This is a genomic window from Paracoccus sp. Ld10 (genome assembly GCF_045064235.1).
Lineage (GTDB): Bacteria > Pseudomonadota > Alphaproteobacteria > Rhodobacterales > Rhodobacteraceae > Paracoccus.
On sequence record NZ_JBISHD010000023.1, the window covers coordinates 295,961 to 315,230 of the forward strand.

Annotated in this window: 14 protein-coding genes and 1 tRNA gene; 5 read left to right on the forward strand and 10 right to left on the reverse strand. The window is 66.5% G+C overall.

The genetic code is table 11. From position 1 onward, the window contains the following. Nucleotides 1–11 precede the first annotated feature (11 nt). Nucleotides 12–548: a glutathione peroxidase gene (locus tag ACJJVR_RS06800; RefSeq protein ID WP_405403252.1), complete on the forward strand. Its 537-nt coding sequence runs from the start codon at nt 12–14 to the stop codon at nt 546–548. On the opposite strand, the gene ACJJVR_RS06805 is transcribed toward ACJJVR_RS06800, so the two are convergent. Continuing rightward, the gene (locus tag ACJJVR_RS06805) at nt 549–1,217 is read right to left on the reverse strand and encodes an SDR family NAD(P)-dependent oxidoreductase (RefSeq protein WP_405403253.1); all 669 of its coding nucleotides are present in this window, start codon (nt 1,215–1,217) and stop codon (nt 549–551) included. Beyond that, complete coding sequence (locus ACJJVR_RS06810; RefSeq protein WP_405403255.1) at nt 1,214–2,590, reverse strand: cryptochrome/photolyase family protein; 1,377 nt, start codon at nt 2,588–2,590, stop codon at nt 1,214–1,216. The genes ACJJVR_RS06805 and ACJJVR_RS06810 overlap by 4 nt, the downstream gene beginning before the upstream one ends. Before the next feature lie 148 nt (nt 2,591–2,738). Between ACJJVR_RS06810 and cobA the strand changes: the two genes are divergently transcribed. Together cobA and ACJJVR_RS06820 are read left to right on the forward strand one after the other, a co-directional pair. Then, the gene (gene cobA, locus ACJJVR_RS06815; protein WP_405403256.1) at nt 2,739–3,482 is read left to right on the forward strand and encodes a uroporphyrinogen-III C-methyltransferase; all 744 of its coding nucleotides are present in this window, start codon (nt 2,739–2,741) and stop codon (nt 3,480–3,482) included. Between the two features lie 131 nt (nt 3,483–3,613). After that, entirely contained in the window at nt 3,614–7,126 is a 3,513-nt protein-coding gene (locus ACJJVR_RS06820) for a calcium-binding protein (RefSeq protein ID WP_405403257.1), read from the forward strand. On the opposite strand, the gene queG is transcribed toward ACJJVR_RS06820, so the two are convergent. From queG to mtgA, 3 genes are all read right to left on the reverse strand, one after another. Next, entirely contained in the window at nt 7,123–8,136 is a 1,014-nt protein-coding gene (queG, locus tag ACJJVR_RS06825) for a tRNA epoxyqueuosine(34) reductase QueG (RefSeq protein ID WP_405403258.1), read from the reverse strand. The genes ACJJVR_RS06820 and queG overlap by 4 nt on opposite strands. 73 nt (nt 8,137–8,209) lie before the next feature. After that, nucleotides 8,210–8,896 (reverse strand): glutathione S-transferase family protein, encoded by a 687-nt coding sequence (locus tag ACJJVR_RS06830; RefSeq protein ID WP_405403260.1) that lies wholly within the window; start codon nt 8,894–8,896, stop codon nt 8,210–8,212. A 78-nt stretch (nt 8,897–8,974) separates the two neighbouring features. Further along, nucleotides 8,975–9,694: a monofunctional biosynthetic peptidoglycan transglycosylase gene (mtgA, locus tag ACJJVR_RS06835; RefSeq protein ID WP_405403261.1), complete on the reverse strand. Its 720-nt coding sequence runs from the start codon at nt 9,692–9,694 to the stop codon at nt 8,975–8,977. Between the two features lie 115 nt (nt 9,695–9,809). Between mtgA and ACJJVR_RS06840 the strand changes: the two genes are divergently transcribed. Then, nucleotides 9,810–9,971: a hypothetical protein gene (locus ACJJVR_RS06840; protein WP_405403263.1), complete on the forward strand. Its 162-nt coding sequence runs from the start codon at nt 9,810–9,812 to the stop codon at nt 9,969–9,971. Nucleotides 9,972–10,135: 164 nt separating this feature from the next. Here the strand turns inward: ACJJVR_RS06840 and gltB are convergent, their stop codons facing one another. The 5 genes from gltB to ACJJVR_RS06865 all read right to left on the reverse strand — a co-directional run bounded on the left by gltB (nt 10,136) and on the right by ACJJVR_RS06865 (nt 18,902). Beyond that, the gene (gltB, locus tag ACJJVR_RS06845) at nt 10,136–14,674 is read right to left on the reverse strand and encodes a glutamate synthase large subunit (protein WP_405403264.1); all 4,539 of its coding nucleotides are present in this window, start codon (nt 14,672–14,674) and stop codon (nt 10,136–10,138) included. After that, the gene (locus ACJJVR_RS06850) at nt 14,671–15,468 is read right to left on the reverse strand and encodes a hypothetical protein (protein ID WP_405403265.1); all 798 of its coding nucleotides are present in this window, start codon (nt 15,466–15,468) and stop codon (nt 14,671–14,673) included. The genes gltB and ACJJVR_RS06850 overlap by 4 nt, the downstream gene beginning before the upstream one ends. A 12-nt stretch (nt 15,469–15,480) precedes the next feature. Next, a complete protein-coding gene (locus tag ACJJVR_RS06855) occupies nt 15,481–16,965 on the reverse strand; it encodes an NAD(P)-dependent oxidoreductase (RefSeq protein WP_405403266.1) in 1,485 nt (494 codons plus the stop codon). A gap of 150 nt (nt 16,966–17,115) precedes the next feature. Continuing rightward, nucleotides 17,116–17,919: an undecaprenyl-diphosphate phosphatase gene (locus ACJJVR_RS06860; RefSeq protein ID WP_405403268.1), complete on the reverse strand. Its 804-nt coding sequence runs from the start codon at nt 17,917–17,919 to the stop codon at nt 17,116–17,118. Further along, nucleotides 17,919–18,902 carry a complex I NDUFA9 subunit family protein gene (locus tag ACJJVR_RS06865; protein ID WP_405403269.1) on the reverse strand — a complete coding sequence of 328 codons (984 nt, stop codon included), beginning with the start codon at nt 18,900–18,902 and terminating at the stop codon, nt 17,919–17,921. The genes ACJJVR_RS06860 and ACJJVR_RS06865 overlap by 1 nt, the downstream gene beginning before the upstream one ends. Nucleotides 18,903–19,099: 197 nt before the next feature. Between ACJJVR_RS06865 and ACJJVR_RS06870 the strand changes: the two genes are divergently transcribed. Next, nucleotides 19,100–19,184, forward strand: a tRNA-Leu gene (locus ACJJVR_RS06870). Nucleotides 19,185–19,270: the final 86 nt, after the last annotated feature.

The window sequence follows — 19,270 nt, forward strand, 5'->3', positions numbered from 1 at the left end:
GGAGAAAGCCCATGAGACGTCGCCTTTTCCTGTCCCTCGCCACCGCCCTGCCCGCCCTGGGCCTGACCCGCGCGCGGGCGCAGGAGATGCCCGGTTTCACCTTTCCGTCGGTCGACGGGGGTGAATACGACACCGCCCAGTGGCGCGGCAGCCCGGTTCTGGTGGTCAACACCGCATCCATGTGCGGGTTCGCCGGCCAGTTGGCCGACATGCAGGCGCTGCACGATACCTATGCCCCGCGCGGGTTGGTGGTGCTGGCCATACCGTCCGACGATTTCAACCAGGAACTGGCCAGCGGCGCCGAGGCCAAGGAGTATTGCGAACTGCAATACGGCATGACCTTGCCGATGACCGACATTCTGCATGTCGCCAAAGGGGACGTGCACCCGTTCTATGCCTGGGCGCGGGCGCAGACCGGGTTCGTGCCGCAATGGAACTTCAACAAGGTGCTGCTGGACCCACAGGGCCGCATTGCCGGTACATGGGGATCGTTCGTGAAACCGGGCGGGCGTCAGATCATGGCCGCGGCGACCCCGTACCTGACCTGATCACCACGGCACGCGCGCGCCCTTCCAGTCCCAGAAACTGCCGGTATCGTCCGGCGTCAGCCCGTCGATCACCGCCAACAGCGCCTCGGCGCTGCGGTCGGGGGTGATGGTCGGATAGCGGGACGCGTATTTCGCGGTCAGCGGCGTCTCTACCGTGCCTGGATGCAGTGCGACCAGAATCGCATGGCGATTGCGTCGGCGATATTCGATGGCGGCGGTGCGGATGATCTGGTTCTGCGCCGCCTTGGCAGCGCGATAGCCGATCCAGCCGCCCAGATCGTTGTCCCCGATCGACCCCACCCGCGCCGACAGCGACGCGAACACCGCCCGCCGGCCCCGCGCCAGCAGCGGCCCGAACGCCTGGATCGCCAGCGCCACCCCGGTGGCATTCAGCGCGAACTGTCGCGCCATGGCGTCGGCATCGACCGCATCCAGCGATTTTTCCGGCTGGTGCCCGTCGATGACCAGCGCCCCGGTGGTGTTCACGACCAGATCGAATGACCGCCCCGCCAGACGGGCCGCATGATCCGCGACCGTGTCGGCCCGCGTCAGGTCCAGCCCGTCAGCCGACCGCGACAGGCCGGTGACCTGCACCCCCTGTGCTGCCAGCCGCGCGGCCAGCGCGGCGCCGATGCCGCCCGTCGCCCCCAGGATCAGTGCATGGGTCATGATTTTACCTCTTCGTATGCGGTCAGGGCCCGGGCGCGGCCGTCGGCCAGCGAAATGCGCGGCATGGCGCGTTTCGTCAGGTCCAGATCCCAGGCTTGCGGGATGGCGGCGCCGAATTCCTGCGCGCCGGGTGCGTCGGGGCGCATCCAGTGGTCCTGGTACTGATTCTTGGCATCGAATTTCTCGGCCTGCGTTTCCGGATTGAAGATCCGGAAATACGGAGAGGCATCCGGTCCACAGCCCGCCACCCATTGCCAGTTCATCGCGTTGGACGCCGCGTCCCAATCGGCCAGACACTGTTCGAACCACGCCAGCCCGACGCGCCAGTCGGTCAGCAGGTGTTTCGTCAGATAGCTGGCGGTAATCATCCGTACGCGGTTATGCATCCGCCCGGTGACATACAGCTCTCGCATCCCGGCATCGACGATCGGCACACCGGTGCGGCCGCGCCGCCACGCCTCGGCGTCGTCATTGTCGGCGCGCCATGGAAAATCGTTCCACTCCTTGCGCCAACAGCTGCGGTCCATATCGGGCGTCTCGAACATCAACTCGCGCGCGAATTCACGCCAGCAGACCTCGGACAGGAACGGCTCGACCCCGGGAATGCCCTGCGCGAACTCTCCACGACAGCGCGACCAGATGCGGCGCGCGCTGATCTCTCCGACGGCCAGCGCGTCCGACAGGCCCGATGTCGCACGGGGCCGCCAAGGGAGGTTGCGTTCGGCCTTGTAGCCCGCGACATCGCCGGACAGAAACTCCTCCAGCCGGGCATGGGCCTCATCCTCTCCGGCGCGGACATGGGTGGCCATGACGTCCCAACCCCGGTTCATCGCGGCGCGCGCCTCGGGCCAGTCGGTGCCATCGCTGTCGGGCCAGGCGTCCGGCGCGGACAGGGCCGGCTGCGCAAGGGGCGGTGCGATGTCGACCTGGCGCACCGCCTTCCAGAACGGGGAAAAGACCTTGTAGACCCCACCGGACCCGGTCAGCACCGACCCCCGCGGCACCAGATCGGCCAGATCATGCAGGTGAAGCTCCGCACCCCCGCGTTTAACCACATCCGCCAACCCGTCATCGGACGCAAAGGGAAAGCCCACGGTCGTATGCACCGCATCCGCGCCGGTATCGCGCAGAACCTGTTCCAGCACCGCGGCAGGGTCGCCCCGGCGCACGATCAGACGGCTGCCCACACGCCGCAGCGCGCGGTCCAGCGGGTCCAGCGCCATCGCCTGGCGCTGTGCGCTGGCGGGCCGGGCGCGGGCCTCTTGGGGGTCCAGGATCACCAGCGGGATGACCGCGCCCGCAGCGGCGGCGGCGACCAGCGCCGGGTGGTCGTCCAACCGCAGAACCCGCCTGAACCAACAGATGACCGTCATTGCATTCTCCCTTGATGCCGGAATGATCACGCATCAGCGGCGATATGGTTTCATCGCCCCTGCCGCACGCAAAGAAAACGCGCGGCATTGTCACACCGGGCCGGGGTGGTATAGCTGAAACCCCGCCCGCCCATAAGGCCTACAGCCCTTGTCCGATCCCAGCTTTCCCCCCGGCTTTGTCTCGCTTGTCTCGGCGGGTCCGGGCGACCCCGACCTGCTGACGCTCAAGGCTGCGCGACGGCTGGCCCATGCCGACGTGGTGCTGTTCGACGATCTGGCGTCAGGGCCGGTGCTGGACCATGCCGGCCCGCAGGCCGACCTGATCGCAGTGGGCAAACGCGCGGGCCGTCCGTCGGCGAAACAGGATGCGGTGAATGCGCTGATCGTGCAGCATGCACAGGCGGGCCGGCGCGTCGTACGCCTAAAATCCGGCGACAGCGGCATCTTTGGCCGGCTGGAGGAAGAGCTGGTGGCCCTGACCGCCGCCGGCATCCCGTGGGAGATCGTGCCCGGCGTCACCTCGGCCAGTGCGGCGGCGGCGGCGATGGGCATGCCCCTGACGCGACGGCTGACCGCGCGGCGGGTCCAGTTCGTGACCGGCGCCGACATCACCGGCCAGCTGCCCGGCGACATCAACTGGGCGGCGCTGGCCGACCCGCAGACCACGACCGTGGTGTTCATGGGCCAGCGCAGTTTTCCACGGATGGCGCAGGGGCTGATCGACCATGGCCTGCCCCCCGACACCCCCGCCCTGCTGGCCGAGGCCGTGGGCCATCCGGGCCAGCGCCTGCTGCCCGGCACGGTGGCATCGCTGGCGGATCTGCTGTCACGCGACGGGCCGAACAGCCAGCCGGGACTGATCCTGTACGGACCACTGGCCCTGCCGGAATAGGTTCCGACCCCTGCGGGGTCCATTGCGTAAAATGCACGTCAAGCAATTCTGGCCAGCAGGGCCGCTTAAGACCATCTTAAGACCTGCCCCCTGAACCCGGCGCCCGTGGCCGGACAACCCACAGTATTGCCATGATCGTGTATCGCCACGTGACGACCTTTGGCGTCACGCAACAACGCTGGCTGACCAATCTGACCGACCTCGAGATCGTCGAGGCCGACGGCCACTTGCTGCTGCTGGCGGCCAACCACATCCGTGGCGGGATCAGCACATATGCGATCAGCGACCCGACCGCGCCGATCACCATGCTGCGCACCCGCCCGTACCTGGCCGACTTTGCCTATCAGGGAACGCCCCATATCACCGCGATCCACGTGGGCGGCGACACGATGCTGCACGTGGGTCAGATGGGTGGGGCCAGCAACCTGGGCGTGTCGCTGCGCGGCGATATCGGGGCAATGTCCACCTTTGGCGGGCTGTTCGCCACCAGCCTGGGCCCGCAGGTGACCGCGTTGGGACAGGTGGATACCGGTCAGGCGCAGGTCCTGTATTCCGCGCAGGCCGGCGGTCTGACGCTGACCACGCACCGGATGGGCGCCGACAAGACGCTGGTACGGGCGGGCCAGGCCACCGTTGCCACCCCTGCGGGCAGCACCGATGCCAACCTGGACGCGATCACGGATGTCAGCGTGGATGGCCAACGCATTCTGGTCTCGATCTCGGGGAACGGAAATTTCATTGCGACGCACCTGATGTCGGCGTCGGGGTGGCTGACGCAGGGTATGGTCCATAGCGCGGCACGCGGCACGGGATACGACATTCCGTCAGAACTGAGTGCGGTGCAGTTCGGCGGGCGCACCTATGTGGTGATGGCCGCGACGGGGTCCGGGTCGCTGACCGTGTTCCGCCTGACCGCCGACGGACGGCTGACCACCGTGGATCACATCCTGGACGAGGGACAGACCCGATTTCAGGCCGCGACCGCGTTGGAAACCGTGGTTCTGGGCGGGCGGGCCTTTGTCTTTGCGGGCGGGGCCGATGACGGAATCAGCGTGTTTACCGTGCTGCCCGACGGACGCCTGCTGCACCTGACCACCATTGCCGATACCGACGCGATGACCCTGGCGGACGTCACCGACATCGAGGCGCGCGTGATCGGCGGTCGTATTTTGCTGTTCGTCAGTTCGGCCACCGAAACGGGGGTGACGCAACTGGTCTTTGAACCCGGCCCGATCGGGTACACCACCACGACCGGGGCAGGCACCGCCCGTGGTGGTGCCGGGGGCGACCTGTTGGTCGCAGGCGCATCGACCACCCGGATCGAGGGTGGGGACGGCAACGACATTCTGGTGGCGGGGACGCGCGCCGTGACGCTGGTGGGCGGCGCGGGGGCCGACATCTTTGTACCGTCGCGGGTGACGGGGCGGATCACGATTCTGGACTTTGACCCGACGGTGGACCGGCTGGACCTGTCGCTGTTGGGCAACATCCGCAGCGTCTGGCAGCTGCGCTTTGTCCCGACTGCAAGCGGGGTGCTGATCGTCTATGGCGACACCATCCTGGACATCACCACCCGCGACGGGCGCGGGCTGACCGCGGCCAATTTCACGAACGCGCTGTTCCCGGTGGCCCATTATCTGGCGCCCGAGATCGACCCCGCGGTCACGCCCCCCGCCCCGCCCCCCTCGACCGAGGCGCTGTGGGTCTTTGGCACCGCCGCCGCCGACCACCTGATCGGCGGCGCCCGGCCCGAACAGATCATGGCCGGGGCGGGAAACGACACCCTGTCGGGCGGCGCGGGCAACGACACCCTGCGCGGAGAGGGGGGCAACGACAACCTGCGCGGCGGCGACGGCCATGACAGCCTGCATGGTGGCCCGGGCCGCGACACGCTGTTCGGCGACGCGGGCAACGACCTGCTGCACGGCGATGACGACAACGACCTGCTGTACGGCGGCAACGGAAACGACACGCTGCAGGGCGATGCGGGCAATGACACCCTGTACGGTGGTTCCGGGAACGACCACCTGTACGGCAGCGGCGGCAATGACATTCTGTCGGGTGACGCGGGCCATGACTGGCTGGAGGACTTGTCCGGCAGCAATCGGTTCCTGGGCGGCGATGGCAACGATACGCTGATCGCCGGGGCCGGGGCCGACCATCTGGACGGCGGGACAGGCAATGACAGTCTGCGCGGCGGCGACGGGCGCGATACCCTGTTGGGCGGCGATGGCAATGACCACCTGTTCGGCGAGGCGGGCGACGACCTGATGTCGGGCGACGCGGGCAACGACCACCTTGAGGGGGGCGACGGCACCGACCGCCTGTCGGGCGGCTCCGGCCGCGACACCCTGTATGGGGGCACCGGCAACGACCTGCTGGAGGGCAACGACGATGACGACCTGCTGGATGGCGGCGATGGCAACGACACGCTGTTCGGCAATACGGGGAACGACCGCCTGCAGGGCGCCGCCGGGCGCGACGTTCTGTGGGGGGGGTGGGGCAACGACATCCTGTGGGGAGGAGAGGATCAGGACACCCTGTGGGGCAGCTGGGGCTGGGACACGGTGTACGGCGACGGCGGCAACGACATCCTGTACGGCGAGGCCGGCAACGACATGCTGTTCGGCGGCACGGGCGACGACCGCCTGTTCGGTGGTTCGGGCAATGATCGCATGTACGGGGACGACGGCAACGACCTGTTGATATCGATGACCGGGTGGAACGCGATGGATGGCGGCGCGGGCAACGACACGCTGACCGCCGGGATCGGGCGCGACCGCCTGATCGGCGGAGTGGGCAACGACGTCCTGAACGGCGGGGCGGGCGACGACACGCTGGACGGCGGCGCGGGGAACGACCGTCTGAACGGCGGTTGGGGAAACGATCGCCTGTTCGGTGGCATGGGGTTCGACCTGCTGTGGGGCGGTCCGGGCAACAACACGATGGCGGGCGGCATGGGCAACGACACCCTGCTGGGCGGGGGCGGCAACGATGTGCTGAACGGTGATTTCGGCAACGACGTGCTGCGCGGCGGGGCGGGAAACGATCGCATGTCCGGGGGGGCGGGTGCCGACCGCATGTTCGGGGATGCCGGGAACGACCGGATGTTCGGGGACCTGGGCAATGACGTCATGGACGGCGGACTGGGCGCCGACTGGCTGGTCGGGGGGGCGGGGAATGACCGCCTGAACGGCGGGTGGCACAATGACACCCTGGATGGGGGTTTCGGCAACGACTGGCTGTCCGGAGGGTTCGGCAATGACCTGCTGCGCGGCGGTGTGGGCGCGGACCGGATGCTGGGCGGGATGGGCAACGATGTGCTGGTCGGCGGTACGGGGGGCGACGTGATGCACGGCGGCGCGGGCCGCGACATGTTCCGGTTCTTTGGTGCCAGCGACAGTGCCCGTTTTGCCCCCGACCTGATCACCGACTTTCGCCCGGACGAAGATTGGCTGGACCTGCGCGCGATGAACCTGACCTATGCCGGTACGGGCGCGCATCAGGGCCAGCGGTCGGTCCGGTGGGACCATGTGGGCCAACAGACGCATGTGCAGATCGACGTGAACGGCGACGGACAGGCCGACATGCTGATCCGGATGACGGGCCGCCTGACGCTGGACGGCGACGACTTTCTGCTTTAGCGCGCCAGCCGCGCCGCGGCCCAGGACGCGGCCTCGGCCACGACCGGATCGGCGTCCCCGGTCAGACTGCGCGCCACCGGTGCCAACGATGCATCGCCGGAATTGCCGATCGCGTACAGCACGTTCCTGACGAACCGGTCCCGGCCGATCCGCTTGATCGGCGACCCTGAAAACCGCGCCCGGAACCCCGCATCGTCCAGCACCGCCAGCTCCGCCAGCGGCGGCGCCTCGATGGTGCCACGATAGCGCATTTCGGACCCGGCCTGCGCGAACTTGTTCCACGGACAGACCGCCAGGCAATCGTCGCAGCCATAGATCCGGTTGCCCATCAGCGCCCGCAGGTCCGGGTCCACCGGCCCCTTGTGCTCTATCGTCAGATAGGAAATGCAGCGCCGCGCATCCAGCTGATAGGGCGCGGGGAACGCCGCGGTCGGGCACACGTCCAGACAGGCCCGGCACGACCCGCAATGGCTGACCTCGGGCGCATCCTCGGGCAAGGGCATCGTGGTAAAGATCGCGCCCAGAAAGAACCAGCTGCCCAGGTTCCGCGACAACAGGTTCGTGTGCTTGCCCTGCCAGCCCAGGCCCGCCGCCTGCGCCAGCGGCTTTTCCATCACCGGCGCGGTGTCGACGAACACCTTGATCTGGTGGCCCGGCTCTGGCGCGGTCTCCAGCAGCCAGCGGCCCAACCGCTTCAGCCGCTTCTTGACCAGATCATGATAATCGCGCCCCTGAGCGTAAACGCTGACGGCGGCGTGGTCGCGGCGGTCCAGCACCGCCAACGGATCGCCGTCGGGCGTGTACAGCTCGGCCAGCATCACCACCGACCGCGCCTCGGGCCACAGCGCCGACGGATCGCCGCGCCACGCCATGCGTTCGGCCATCCAGCCCATCTGCCCGTGCCGCCCGTCGGCCACGAAATCGGCCAGCCGCCCGGCCAGTTCGGGCACGCCGCCGGGGCGCATCACCCCCATCGCGGCGAAGCCGACCGCGCGGGCCTCGGCCTCCATCTGGGCCTTCTTCGTCGCCCAGATATCGCGGGGGGGCTCGTTGTCGGGCGATCGGGGGGCTGCCCCCCCGCCCTCAGCCGAAATCGAGCTCGGCATAATGCGGGGCGGGGTGGATGCCCGGCACCTGATCGGCCAGCACCGACCGGAACGCGGGGCGCGATTTGATCGTCGCATACCAGTCGCGCAGGCCCTCGGACCGGTCCCAGTCCACGTCCGAAATGTAATCCAGACATGAGAAATGCGCGGCGGCCGTGAAATCCGCCAGGCTCAGCGTGTTCCCGGCCAGCCAGCGCCGCGTCTCCAGCAGGGATGACAGGTAATCGATGTGCTCCTTGACCGCGCGCAACCCGTCCTTGACCACCCGGCTGTCGGGGTATCCCGAACGGGTGATCTTTTTCCAGACGCGCTCGTTCAGGATGGGCTGGGTGACCTCGGTGTGGAACTTGTCGTCGAACCAGGCGCACAGGCGGCGCACCTCGTGACGTTCCAGCGGGGTCTGCGGCATCAGCGACGGGGAGGGCACCGCCTCGTCCAGATATTCGACGATCGCTTGGCTTTCCGCCAGAAAATTGCCGCGATAGCGCAGCACCGGCAGCTTGCCCGCAGGGTTCCGGCGCTTCAGATCGGGCGATCCTTCCCAATAGCGCTCCTCGACCAGTTCGACCTCTATTTTCTTTTCGGCCAGAACCAGCCGCACCTTGCGGCAAAAGGGGGACAGGGCGGTGTGGTACAGTCGCGTGGTCTGCGTGTTGGTATTCATGGACTGCTCGAGACCTTCTTCTTATTGTCGCAACGCCTTGTTGATACGCCCCGGCCCTGCGGCTTTCAACCGCAGCCCTCAAAAGCAGGCGGCCCGCCCGTCCCGTGCGATCGTCTCGGCCCCGTCCAGAATGGCCCGCGACCGCGCCGACGGCCCCGCGGGGCTGCGTTCGCGCGGATTGGGCAGGACGGCGGCCAGCCGCGCGGCCTGCACCGGGGTCAGCCGGTCGGGGGTGGTGCCGAAATGATCGCGCGCCGCGGCGTGGATGCCAAAGATGCCCGGCCCGAACTCTGCCAGGTTCAGATAGACCTCCAGGATGCGGGCCTTGGACCACAGTGCCTCGATCTGGGGGGTCAGCACGGTCTCGGCCGCCTTGCGGGGCCAGCTGCGCGTCTGCCACAGAAAAGCGTTCTTGGCCGTCTGCTGGGTGATGGTCGATGCACCCCGCGACGACCCCGACGCCACCACCTTGCGGATCTCGGTCATGTCGAACCCCCAGTGGCTGCAGAAATTCGCGTCCTCGGCGGCCACCACGGCGCGGCGCATTACCGGGGCGATGTCCTCCAACGGCGTCCATGCGCGCGGCGTCAGGGGATGCTGGCGCGCGGCACCCACCATGGTCCAGGTGTGGGGCGGGTTCACCACGCCATAGATCGCCACCGACCCCAGCATCACCAGCACCGCCCTGAGCGCCAGAAACCGCAGCCAGAACATCGGCCTGCCGCGCCTGCGCGCACGTCGGGTCGCTTCGGTCTTGGGGCTGGGGGAACGGCGCAGGATCATGCGCGCATGTCTCATGGCGCGGCACTTTGCGTCAAGCACGCCTTGCCCACGCTTCGCCCTACCCCACAGATCAGCCCAGGAACCGCGGCGATCCGCCCTGCCGTTCCTGCTGTCCCCTGCGGCAACGGCCATGGCACAGCCGATGCTGTCACGCCCGCTGGACGTCGGTGCCATGATGACCAGCGCCGCGTCTGATTGCACCGGCGGGCAACAGCTGGCAGCAACCTATGCGGCATCGGTCACGACGCGCCGGGGTTGGTCCTATCGGACGGTGGCCTGCGCATCATCGTGAACATGATCGCGGCATCGGTCACGCGCCATATCGCCGGGATGATGGGCTGGTGGGCCAAGGGTCGTCGGGCGACGCGCACGGACGCCCTGACGGACGCGGGCCCGGTGACCGCACCGCCCGACCGTGAAACGCAGTGCGGCCCCGCAAGGGGGCCGCGCCTAAGGTCATTCCGCGGGAACGGCGCGGGTCTGGTCCACCGCCTCGATGGGGTGGGACAGGTGCTGCAGCATCTCCTTGGGGCAGACCTGCAGGAAGTTGCCCTTTTCCCGGTCCCAGTTCGACAGGATCTCGTCGGCGCGACGCGATCCGGTCTCCTTCAGGTGCCGTTCGATCAGGCCCTTCAACTGATCCTCCCAGTGATCCTGGGTCACCGCGCACATCACCAGCGTTTCCGCGTTGATGTAATCGCGCGCCAGCCCCTCGGGGTCATAGAGATACGCCATCCCCCCGGTCATGCCCGCACCAAAGTTCGCGCCGATCCGGCCCAGGATCACGGCCACGCCGCCGGTCATGTATTCGCAACCGTTCGACCCGCAGCCCTCGATCACGACCGACGCACCGCTGTTTCTGACCGCAAAGCGTTCGCCTGCACGCCCAGCCGCGAACAGATAGCCGTTCGTGGCCCCGTACAGCACGGTGTTGCCGATGATCGTGTTGTTGGCCGCGACCAGCGGGCTGGCCATGGGCGGACGGACCACGATGGTGCCGCCCGACAGGCCCTTGCCGACGTAATCGTTGGCATCGCCCGACACCTCGATCTTGAGGCCCGGTGCCGCAAATGCGCCCAACGACTGCCCGGCGCTGCCGGTCAGACGGACCGTCAGATGGTCGGGCTGCAGGTTGTTGCGCATGCCGAACTTCTGCACGATCAGCGACGATGTGCGCGTGCCGATGGTCCGGTGGGTGTTGCGGACCGCATAGGACAGCTGCATCTTTTCGCCGTCCTCAAAGAACCGGGCGGCGTCCTTGACGATCTCGGCGTCCAGCGTGTCCAGGACCGCGTTGCGCGGCTTGGTGCGGTCATAGACGATCTTGTCCGCGCCATCGACGGTGATCAACAGCGGGTTCAGGTCCAGATCGTCCAGGTTCGCAGCACCCCGGCTGACCTGGGTCAGCAGGTCGGCACGACCGATGATTTCATCGATCGACCGCGCACCGATGGATGCCAGGATCTCACGGACTTCCTGTGCATAGAAGGTGATCAGGTTCACCACCTTGTCCGCCGATCCGGTGAACATGGCGCGCAGCTTTTCGTCCTGGGTGCAGACGCCCACCGGGCAGGTGTTCGACTGGCACTGGCGGACCATGATGCAGCCCATCGCGATCAGGGCGGCAGTGCCGATGCCGTATTCCTCGGCGCCCATCATTGCCGCCATGACGATGTCGCGACCCGTGCGCAGACCACCATCGGTGCGCAGCGTCACGCGTTCACGCAGGCGGTTCATGGCCAGAACCTGATGCGCCTCGGTCAGGCCCATCTCCCATGGCAGACCCGCGAACTTGATCGACGTGGCGGGTGATGCGCCGGTGCCGCCGTTATGGCCCGAAATCAGGATCACGTCGGCCTTGGCCTTGGCCACGCCGGCAGCAATCGTGCCCACGCCCGACGATGCCACCAGTTTCACGGTGATCTTGGCGCGCGGGTTGATCTGCTTCAGGTCATAGATCAGCTGCGCCAGATCCTCGATCGAATAGATGTCATGGTGCGGCGGCGGGCTGATCAGCGTGACGCCTGGGGTCGAGTGACGCAGCCGCGCGATCAGTTTCGTGACCTTCATGCCGGGCAGCTGACCACCCTCGCCGGGTTTCGCACCCTGCGCGACCTTGATCTCCAGCTCTTCGCAGGCGTTCAGGTATTCGGCGGTGACGCCGAAGCGGCCCGACGCCACCTGCTTGATCTTGGCGCAAGGGTTGTCGCCGTTGGGCAGCGGGTGGCTGTGCGCCGGATCCTCTCCGCCCTCGCCACTGTCGGATTTCGCGCCGATCCGGTTCATGGCGATGTTCAGCGTCATGTGCGCCTCGGGCGACAGCGCGCCAAGGCTCATCCCCGGCGTCACGAACCGCTTGCGGATCGAGGTGATCGATTCGACCTCTTCGATGGGCACCGGCTTGCCGAACGGCTTGATGTCCAGCAGGTCGCGGATGTGGATCGGCGGGTTGGCCCGCATCGTGGCACTGAACTGTTTCCAGATGTCATAGCTGGCCTTTTCACAGGCTACCTGCAGCATCTTCATGGTGTTGGCTTCCCAGGCGTGCTTTTCGCCCGACCGCCGCAGCTTGTAGAAACCGCCGACCGGCAGCATGTCCACGTTCTGCGTGCGGAAGGCCACCTGATGCAGCCCCTCCAGCTTGGCCTGCAGACCGTGCAGGCCGATGCCGGAAATGCGCGACTGCATGCCGGGGAAATATTCCGCGACCATGGCGCGCGACAGGCCCACCGCCTCAAAGTTCAGGCCGCCGCGATAGGACGACAGGACGGAAATGCCCATCTTGGCCATGATCTTGAGCAGACCCGCGTCGATGGCGGCGCGGTACCGGCGCATGTTCTCGACCAGGGTGCCGGTCAGCAGACCGCGCGCGATGCGGTCGTCGATCGAATCCTGCGCCAGATAGGGGTTCACGGTGGTCGCGCCACAGCCGATCAGCACCGCAAAGTAATGCGGGTCGATCACCTCGGCCGACCGCACATTCACCGAACAGAAGGTCCGCAGCCCCTTGCGGGTCAGCCAGGAATGCACCGCGCTGGTCGCCAGGATCATCGGCATGGCGACCCGGCCCAGCCCCTGCCCGTCGTCCGACAGCACCAGGTGACCCGCGCCCGACCGCACGGCATCCTCGGCCTCGGCGCGGATGCGTGACAGTCCCTCGCTCAGGGCATCGGGCCCCGCGCCTTCGGCAAAGGTACAGTCGATGACCGTCACCGTGTCGCCGAACATCTTCACCATCTCGTCGTATTCGCCGTTCGCGATGAACGGGCTTTCCAGCACGACGATCTCGGTCTGGGCGCTGCTTTCGTCCAGCACGTTCTTGAGGTTGCCGAACCGCGTTTTCAGCGACATCACCCGCGTCTCGCGCAGACTGTCGATGGGCGGGTTCGTCACCTGGCTGAAGTTCTGGCGGAAGAAATGGCTCATCGGGCGGTACTGGTTCGACAGGACCGCGGGGGGTGTGTCGTCACCCATGGACGCGATGGATTCCTTGGCATCCTCGGCCATCGGAGCCAGGACATGCTCCAGATCCTCATGGGTGTAACCGGCGGCGCTCTGACGGCGGCGCAGGGTGTCGCCCTGATACCGGACCACCTCGGGCAGGTCGCGCATGATGTCGTTCAGTTCGGTGACCTTCTCGATCCACTCTCCGAACGGCTGGCTGACGGACAGACGGTCCTTGATCTCGGTGTCGTGGTACAGCTTGCCGTCCCACATATCGACCGCGATCATCTGGCCCGGCCCCAAAGCGCCCTTTTCGCGCACGCCGGTCTCATCGACCGGGACCATGCCGACCTCGGACCCCGCGATCAGCAGGTTGTCGCCCGTCACGACATAGCGCATGGGGCGCAGGCCGCTGCGGTCCAGACCGCCGCAGACCCACCGCCCGTCGGTCATGGCCAGCGCGGCGGGGCCGTCCCAAGGCTCCATCACCGCGTTGCAATAGGCGTACATGTCCGCCCATGGCTTTGGCATGTCGGTCGTGGCCTTGGACCAGCTTTCCGGCACCAGCATGGTCTTGGTCATCGGCGCGCTGCGCCCCGATCGGACCAGAACCTCGAACACCGCGTCCAGCGCGGCGCTGTCCGACGACCCGGCGGGCACGATCGGCTTGATGTCCTCGGCCGCGTCGCCGAATGCGGACGACGCCATGCGGATCTCGTGGCTGCGCAACCAGTTCAGGTTGCCCTTCAGCGTGTTGATCTCGCCGTTATGGGCCAGCATGCGGAAGGGCTGGGCCAGCCACCACTGCGGGAAGGTGTTGGTCGAATAGCGCTGGTGATAGATCGCGAATGCGCTCTCGAACCGTTCATCCTTCAGGTCGGGATAGAATTCCGCGACCTGTTCGGCCAGCATCATGCCCTTGTAGATGATCGACCGGCAGGACAGCGAACAGAAATACAGCGCCGCGACCTGAGCCGCGATGGCGGCCTTTTCGATCCGGCGGCGGATCACGTACAACTCGCGCTCGAACCGGACCTGATCGATGTCCTTTTCGCAGCGGATCAGGATCTGTTCGATCTCGGGGCGGGTGGCGTTGGCCTTTTCGCCCAGAACGGCGGTGTTCACCGGCACATGGCGCCAGCCATAGATATAGTGGCCCATCCGCAGGACTTCGGATTCCACGATGGTCCGGCAGGCCTCCTGCGCGGCAAAGTTCGTGCGCGGCAGGAACACCTGACCGACCGCGATCAGCTTGTTCTGGTCGGGCTCGTGGCCGGTGCGGCGCACCTGGTCATAGAAAAAGGGCACCGGGATCTGCACGTGAATGCCCGCGCCGTCGCCGGTCTTGCCGTCCGCATCGACCGCGCCGCGGTGCCAGATGGCCTTGAGTGCGTCGATGCCGTTCTGCACGACCTTGCGGCTGGCCTTGCCGTCCAGATCGACGACAAAGCCCACGCCGCAGGACGAATGCTCGTCCTCCTCGCGGTACAGGCTGTTCTTGTCCATCCAGGCGCGGCGGGCTTCCTCGGTGGCTTGCCAATCCATGGTCATGATGCGGCCCTTTCCTGCGGGATCTGCGTCAGCAACTGATCACAGTCGAATTGTGGGGTTGTGGATCCGAACCCGGCCTCGCCGGGAAAGGTGAACAGCACGGGGCTGTCGTCGGTCTGCGTCTCGGCGCCGGTCCAGTCGCTGCTGGTCTCGACCCCGCCATAAAAGCGTTTGAAATCGCGGCTGACATGCTGGTTGCCCTCGCGGGTGATCAGCACCTCGCCTCCGGCGTCGCGGGTGGTCAGGCGGAACTGGGTCCGTTCCAACGTCTGGCCGTCGATCGTGACCGTCTCTCCGGTCAGGGTGTCGGCGCCCTGATGATGCAGACGCTGGCCGTCGTCGGTTTCGGTCCAGAAATCGAAATCATCGCGCCCGGTGCTCAGCAGTTCGCTGAAACTGGCGTGATCCTCGGCCTCCTCGACCAGCCGGTCGATGAGGCCAGAACCCATGCTCTGACTCTCGATCCAGCGGGTCTCGGCGTCGATCGTCGACAGGTGGTACAGACCCTCGCGCCCGAAATGCGCGCTGTGCTGATACCCGTCCGGATCGGCGCTGCAGGTGTAATACTGGCTGACGGTACAGTTGCGGTTCTGCACGGTCACATTCAACGTACAGCCCGCGGGCGGGGTAAAGTTGGCCGCCCCTGCCTGCCCCGCCGCCAACATTCCGCCGGCCAGCACCAGAAACGTCAGTGACCCGGCCAGAACCCTGGACGATGCGTCAACGACCTGCGCCGGCACCGCGCGCTGTTGCCGCGCGCCCCGTGCCTGCCCGGCGGCCTGATGGTGCGCCATCGGTGCGCCCCCCTATTCGGCGGCGACGCGGGCATCGCCCGTCAGGAACGTGGCGATGGCATCCGCCGCCTCGCGCCCGTCGCGGATCGCCCAGACCACCAGGCTGGCGCCGCGCACGATATCGCCCACCGCATAGACGCCGGGAATGGAGGTCATGTGTGTTTCGAAACTGGCCTTGATCGTGCCCCAACGGGTGACCTCGAGGCCGTCGACGCCCCACAGCCTGGGCAGGTCCTCGGGTTCAAATCCAAGCGCCTTGATGACAAGGTCGGCAGGCTCGTCGTAATCGGCCCCGTCGATCAGTTCGGGCGACTGGCGCCCGGTGACGTCGGGCTGACCCAGACGCATCTTTTGAATGCGAACGGACGCGATTTGCGGCAGACCGTCCACGTCACGTTCCTGCGCTTCGGCGGCAACGCCGGTCACATGGCCCGCGAATGCACCGGGTGCGGACAGCCAGACGAACTCGACGCCCTCCTCCTCGGCGTTCTGGACCTCGCGCTGCGATCCCGGCATGTTGGCACGGTCACGGCGGTACAGGCACTTGACCGATTGGGCGCCCTGGCGGATGGCCGTGCGCACGCAATCCATAGCGGTGTCGCCGCCGCCGATGACGACGACGCGCTTGCCCTTGGCATTCAGCTCTCCGTCGTCGAAATCAGGGACGTCGTCACCGAACTCGACCTTGTTGCTGGCGGTCAGATAGTCGATCGCGCGGACGATGCCGCCATGATCGGCATTGTCCAGATCGAGGTCGCGGGTCTTGTACACGCCCGTGGCGATCAGCACCGCGTCGTGCTTGCCGCGGATCGCGTCAAAGCTGATGTCCTCGCCAACATTGCAGTTCAGGACGAACTCGACACCGCCATCGGCCAGCAGCTGGTTGCGGCGCATGACCACGTCCTTTTCCAGCTTGAAGCCGGGGATGCCATAGGTCATCAGCCCGCCCGCGCGGTCATAGCGGTCATAGATCGTGACCTGGAACCCCTGCCGGCGCAGCATGTCCGCCGCGGCCAGGCCGCCCGGCCCCGCCCCGATGATACCCACCGATTCGGCGCGCTCCTGCGCGGGTCGGAACGGCTGGACCCAGCCATTGTCCCATGCGGTGTCGGTGATGTATTTTTCCACGGCGCCGATGGTGACGGTGCCATGGCCCGACTGTTCGATCACACAGTTGCCTTCGCACAGGCGGTCCTGGGGGCAGATGCGTCCGCAGATCTCGGGGAATGTATTGGTCGACTGGCTGACCTCATAGGCCTCCTGCAGGCGACCCTCGGCGGTCAGGCGCAGCCAATCGGGAATGTTGTTGTGCAGCGGGCAATGCGACTGACAATAGGGCACGCCGCACTGGCTGCAGCGGCCGGATTGTTCAGCGGCTTTGGCTGCGGCGAATTCGCGATAGATCTCGTGGAAATCCTCGCTGCGGTCGGCGGCGGCGCGTTTCTCGGGCATCTCGCGCGGGGTCGAGACGAATGTCAGCATCTTCTGCGTGGCCATGGCTGCGCTACCTTCCCTCAAAGGACTTCCGCAACTGCATTAAACCAAGGCATTTCCGATGAAAAGTCAGCAGTGCTGACCTATTAGCCACTTTTCTGGCGCGCGGACGAATTTTTTAGCCGCGCACCACCGATATTAGGTCAGCATTGCTTACATACCAGCGGCAAGCGCCAGCAATGCAACGCTTCCGATGATGATGCGCCACCATGCGAACAGGGCGTATCCGTGCTGCGACACGTATCCCAGCAGCCAGCGCACGACGACAACCGCGGCCAGAAACGCGGTGATGAATCCAACGGCAATATCGTTGATCGCGGCCGCATCCAGCGCCGCACGATTCTGCCACAGATCATAGGTGAACGCGCCCAGCATTGTGGGCATTGCCAGAAAGAACGAGAATTCGGCGGCTGACCGCTTGTCCGCCCCCATCAAAAGAGCGCCGACGATCGTGGCCCCGGACCGCGACACGCCGGGGATCATGGCGATGCACTGGAACAGGCCGATGCGGAACGCCATCGACAGCGGGATATCCTCGGCCCGCGTGTACTGCGGGGTGGTGGCACGACGGTCGACCCACAACAGCACAAAGCCGCCCAGGATCAGCATGACCGCGACCAGCATCGGCGTCTCGAACAGGACCGTCTTGATAAAGTCATGTGCAAGCACTCCGATGACCACCGCCGGGGCAAAGGCCAGCAGGACCGCCCCGATGAAACGGCGCGCAGCCGGGTCATGCGGGGCGTCGCGCACGACCTGCACGATCCGCGCGGCATAGAGGCCCAGAATGGCCAAAAGCGCGCCCAGCTGGATCAGCACCTCGAATGATCGGGCGGGCGAATCAAATCCCACGAAATGTCCCGCCAGCAGCAGATGGCCGGTTGATGATACGGGGATGAACTCCGTCAGCCCCTCGAGAACCCCGAGGGCGGCGGCAACGATCGTGTTCTGGTCCATCAGTTCCCGCGCAGGTTCTTGGCCGATCGCTTGATCGAATCGTATTGGCCCGATGGGCGGAACCGCACCAGGTAATCGTCCAGAACGGACCCGGCCCCCATCGGCACGATACCCAGTTCGGCAAAGCCACGGGCATCTGGGCTGACGACATTGTCCTTGCGCAGCAGGGCCAGCTGATCGCCGCTCAGAGGGCTGGTGAACAGGCCGCCGGTGACGGCCTGGGCCACGCCCATCGCCGCCGACGCAACCCGCGCAAGGGGAAAGGGCATGTTCACCACCGCGCGGCGGCGATGGACGGCGGTCAGCACCTGCCCCACGATCTGGCGCGTGGTCAGGATCTCGGGGCCGCCCAGTTCATAGATGCCGGTGGCGGCGGCGCCGGTGGCGCCCATCACGGCGGCGCGGGCGACATCGCCCACAAAGACCGGCTGCATCCGGGTGTTTCCACCCACGATCGGCATCACCGGCCCCATCCGCGTCATGCCCGCAAATCGGTTGTAGAAGTTGTCGTCGGCACCAAAGATCACCGACGGGCGCAGCACGACCGCATCGGGACGCGCGGCCAGCACTGCGGCCTCACCCCGTGATTTCGACGCGATGTATTTACTGTCCGATTCGGTGTCGATCCCCAGCCCCGAGATGTGGACCAGCCGCGCGACACCCATTTCCGCCGACAAGCGTGCGATGTTGTCAGCGCCGGTCTCGAACACGGTCTTAAAGGTGCTCTTGCCCTGGGCGGACAGGATGTTGACACAGTTGATCGCCGCATCGGCCCCGGTCAGGGCGGCGCGGACAGAGTTTTCGTCGCGGATGTTGCACATGACGGGGACGACCTGTCCGACCGCGCCATAGGTGCGGGTGAACAGCGCCTCGTCGGGGCGGCGGACGGCTATGCGGACGCGCCAGCCCTCCTTGGCCATCAACCGGGCCACCTGCCGGCCGACAAAGCCCGATCCGCCAAAGATCGTGACCAGTTTCGCCATGGGCGTCTCGCCTCCCTCTGATAGGCCGAATGTTGCGTGATCCTTACCCGCGCCGCGCGTTCCGGGCAAGGCTGCGCAAGGTCGCGGGCAGGTTCGCGCACGGTCGTGGCAGGTCTGCGTAAAAAACTGTCGAAAAACTTTCATGCACCCCATTGACGCCCCCCCGCACTCGCTTTAATCAGCCGCTCATACCACCTGCCCAGGTGGCGGAATTGGTAGACGCGCACGGTTCAGGTCCGTGTGCCGCAAGGTGTGGAGGTTCGAGTCCTCTCCTGGGCACCAAAAACAAAACCCCCGAAAACCTTGTGTTTTCGGGGGTTTTGCTTGTCCGGCGGGACGATCCGACCTTGGGGCTTTTCATTTCCGCG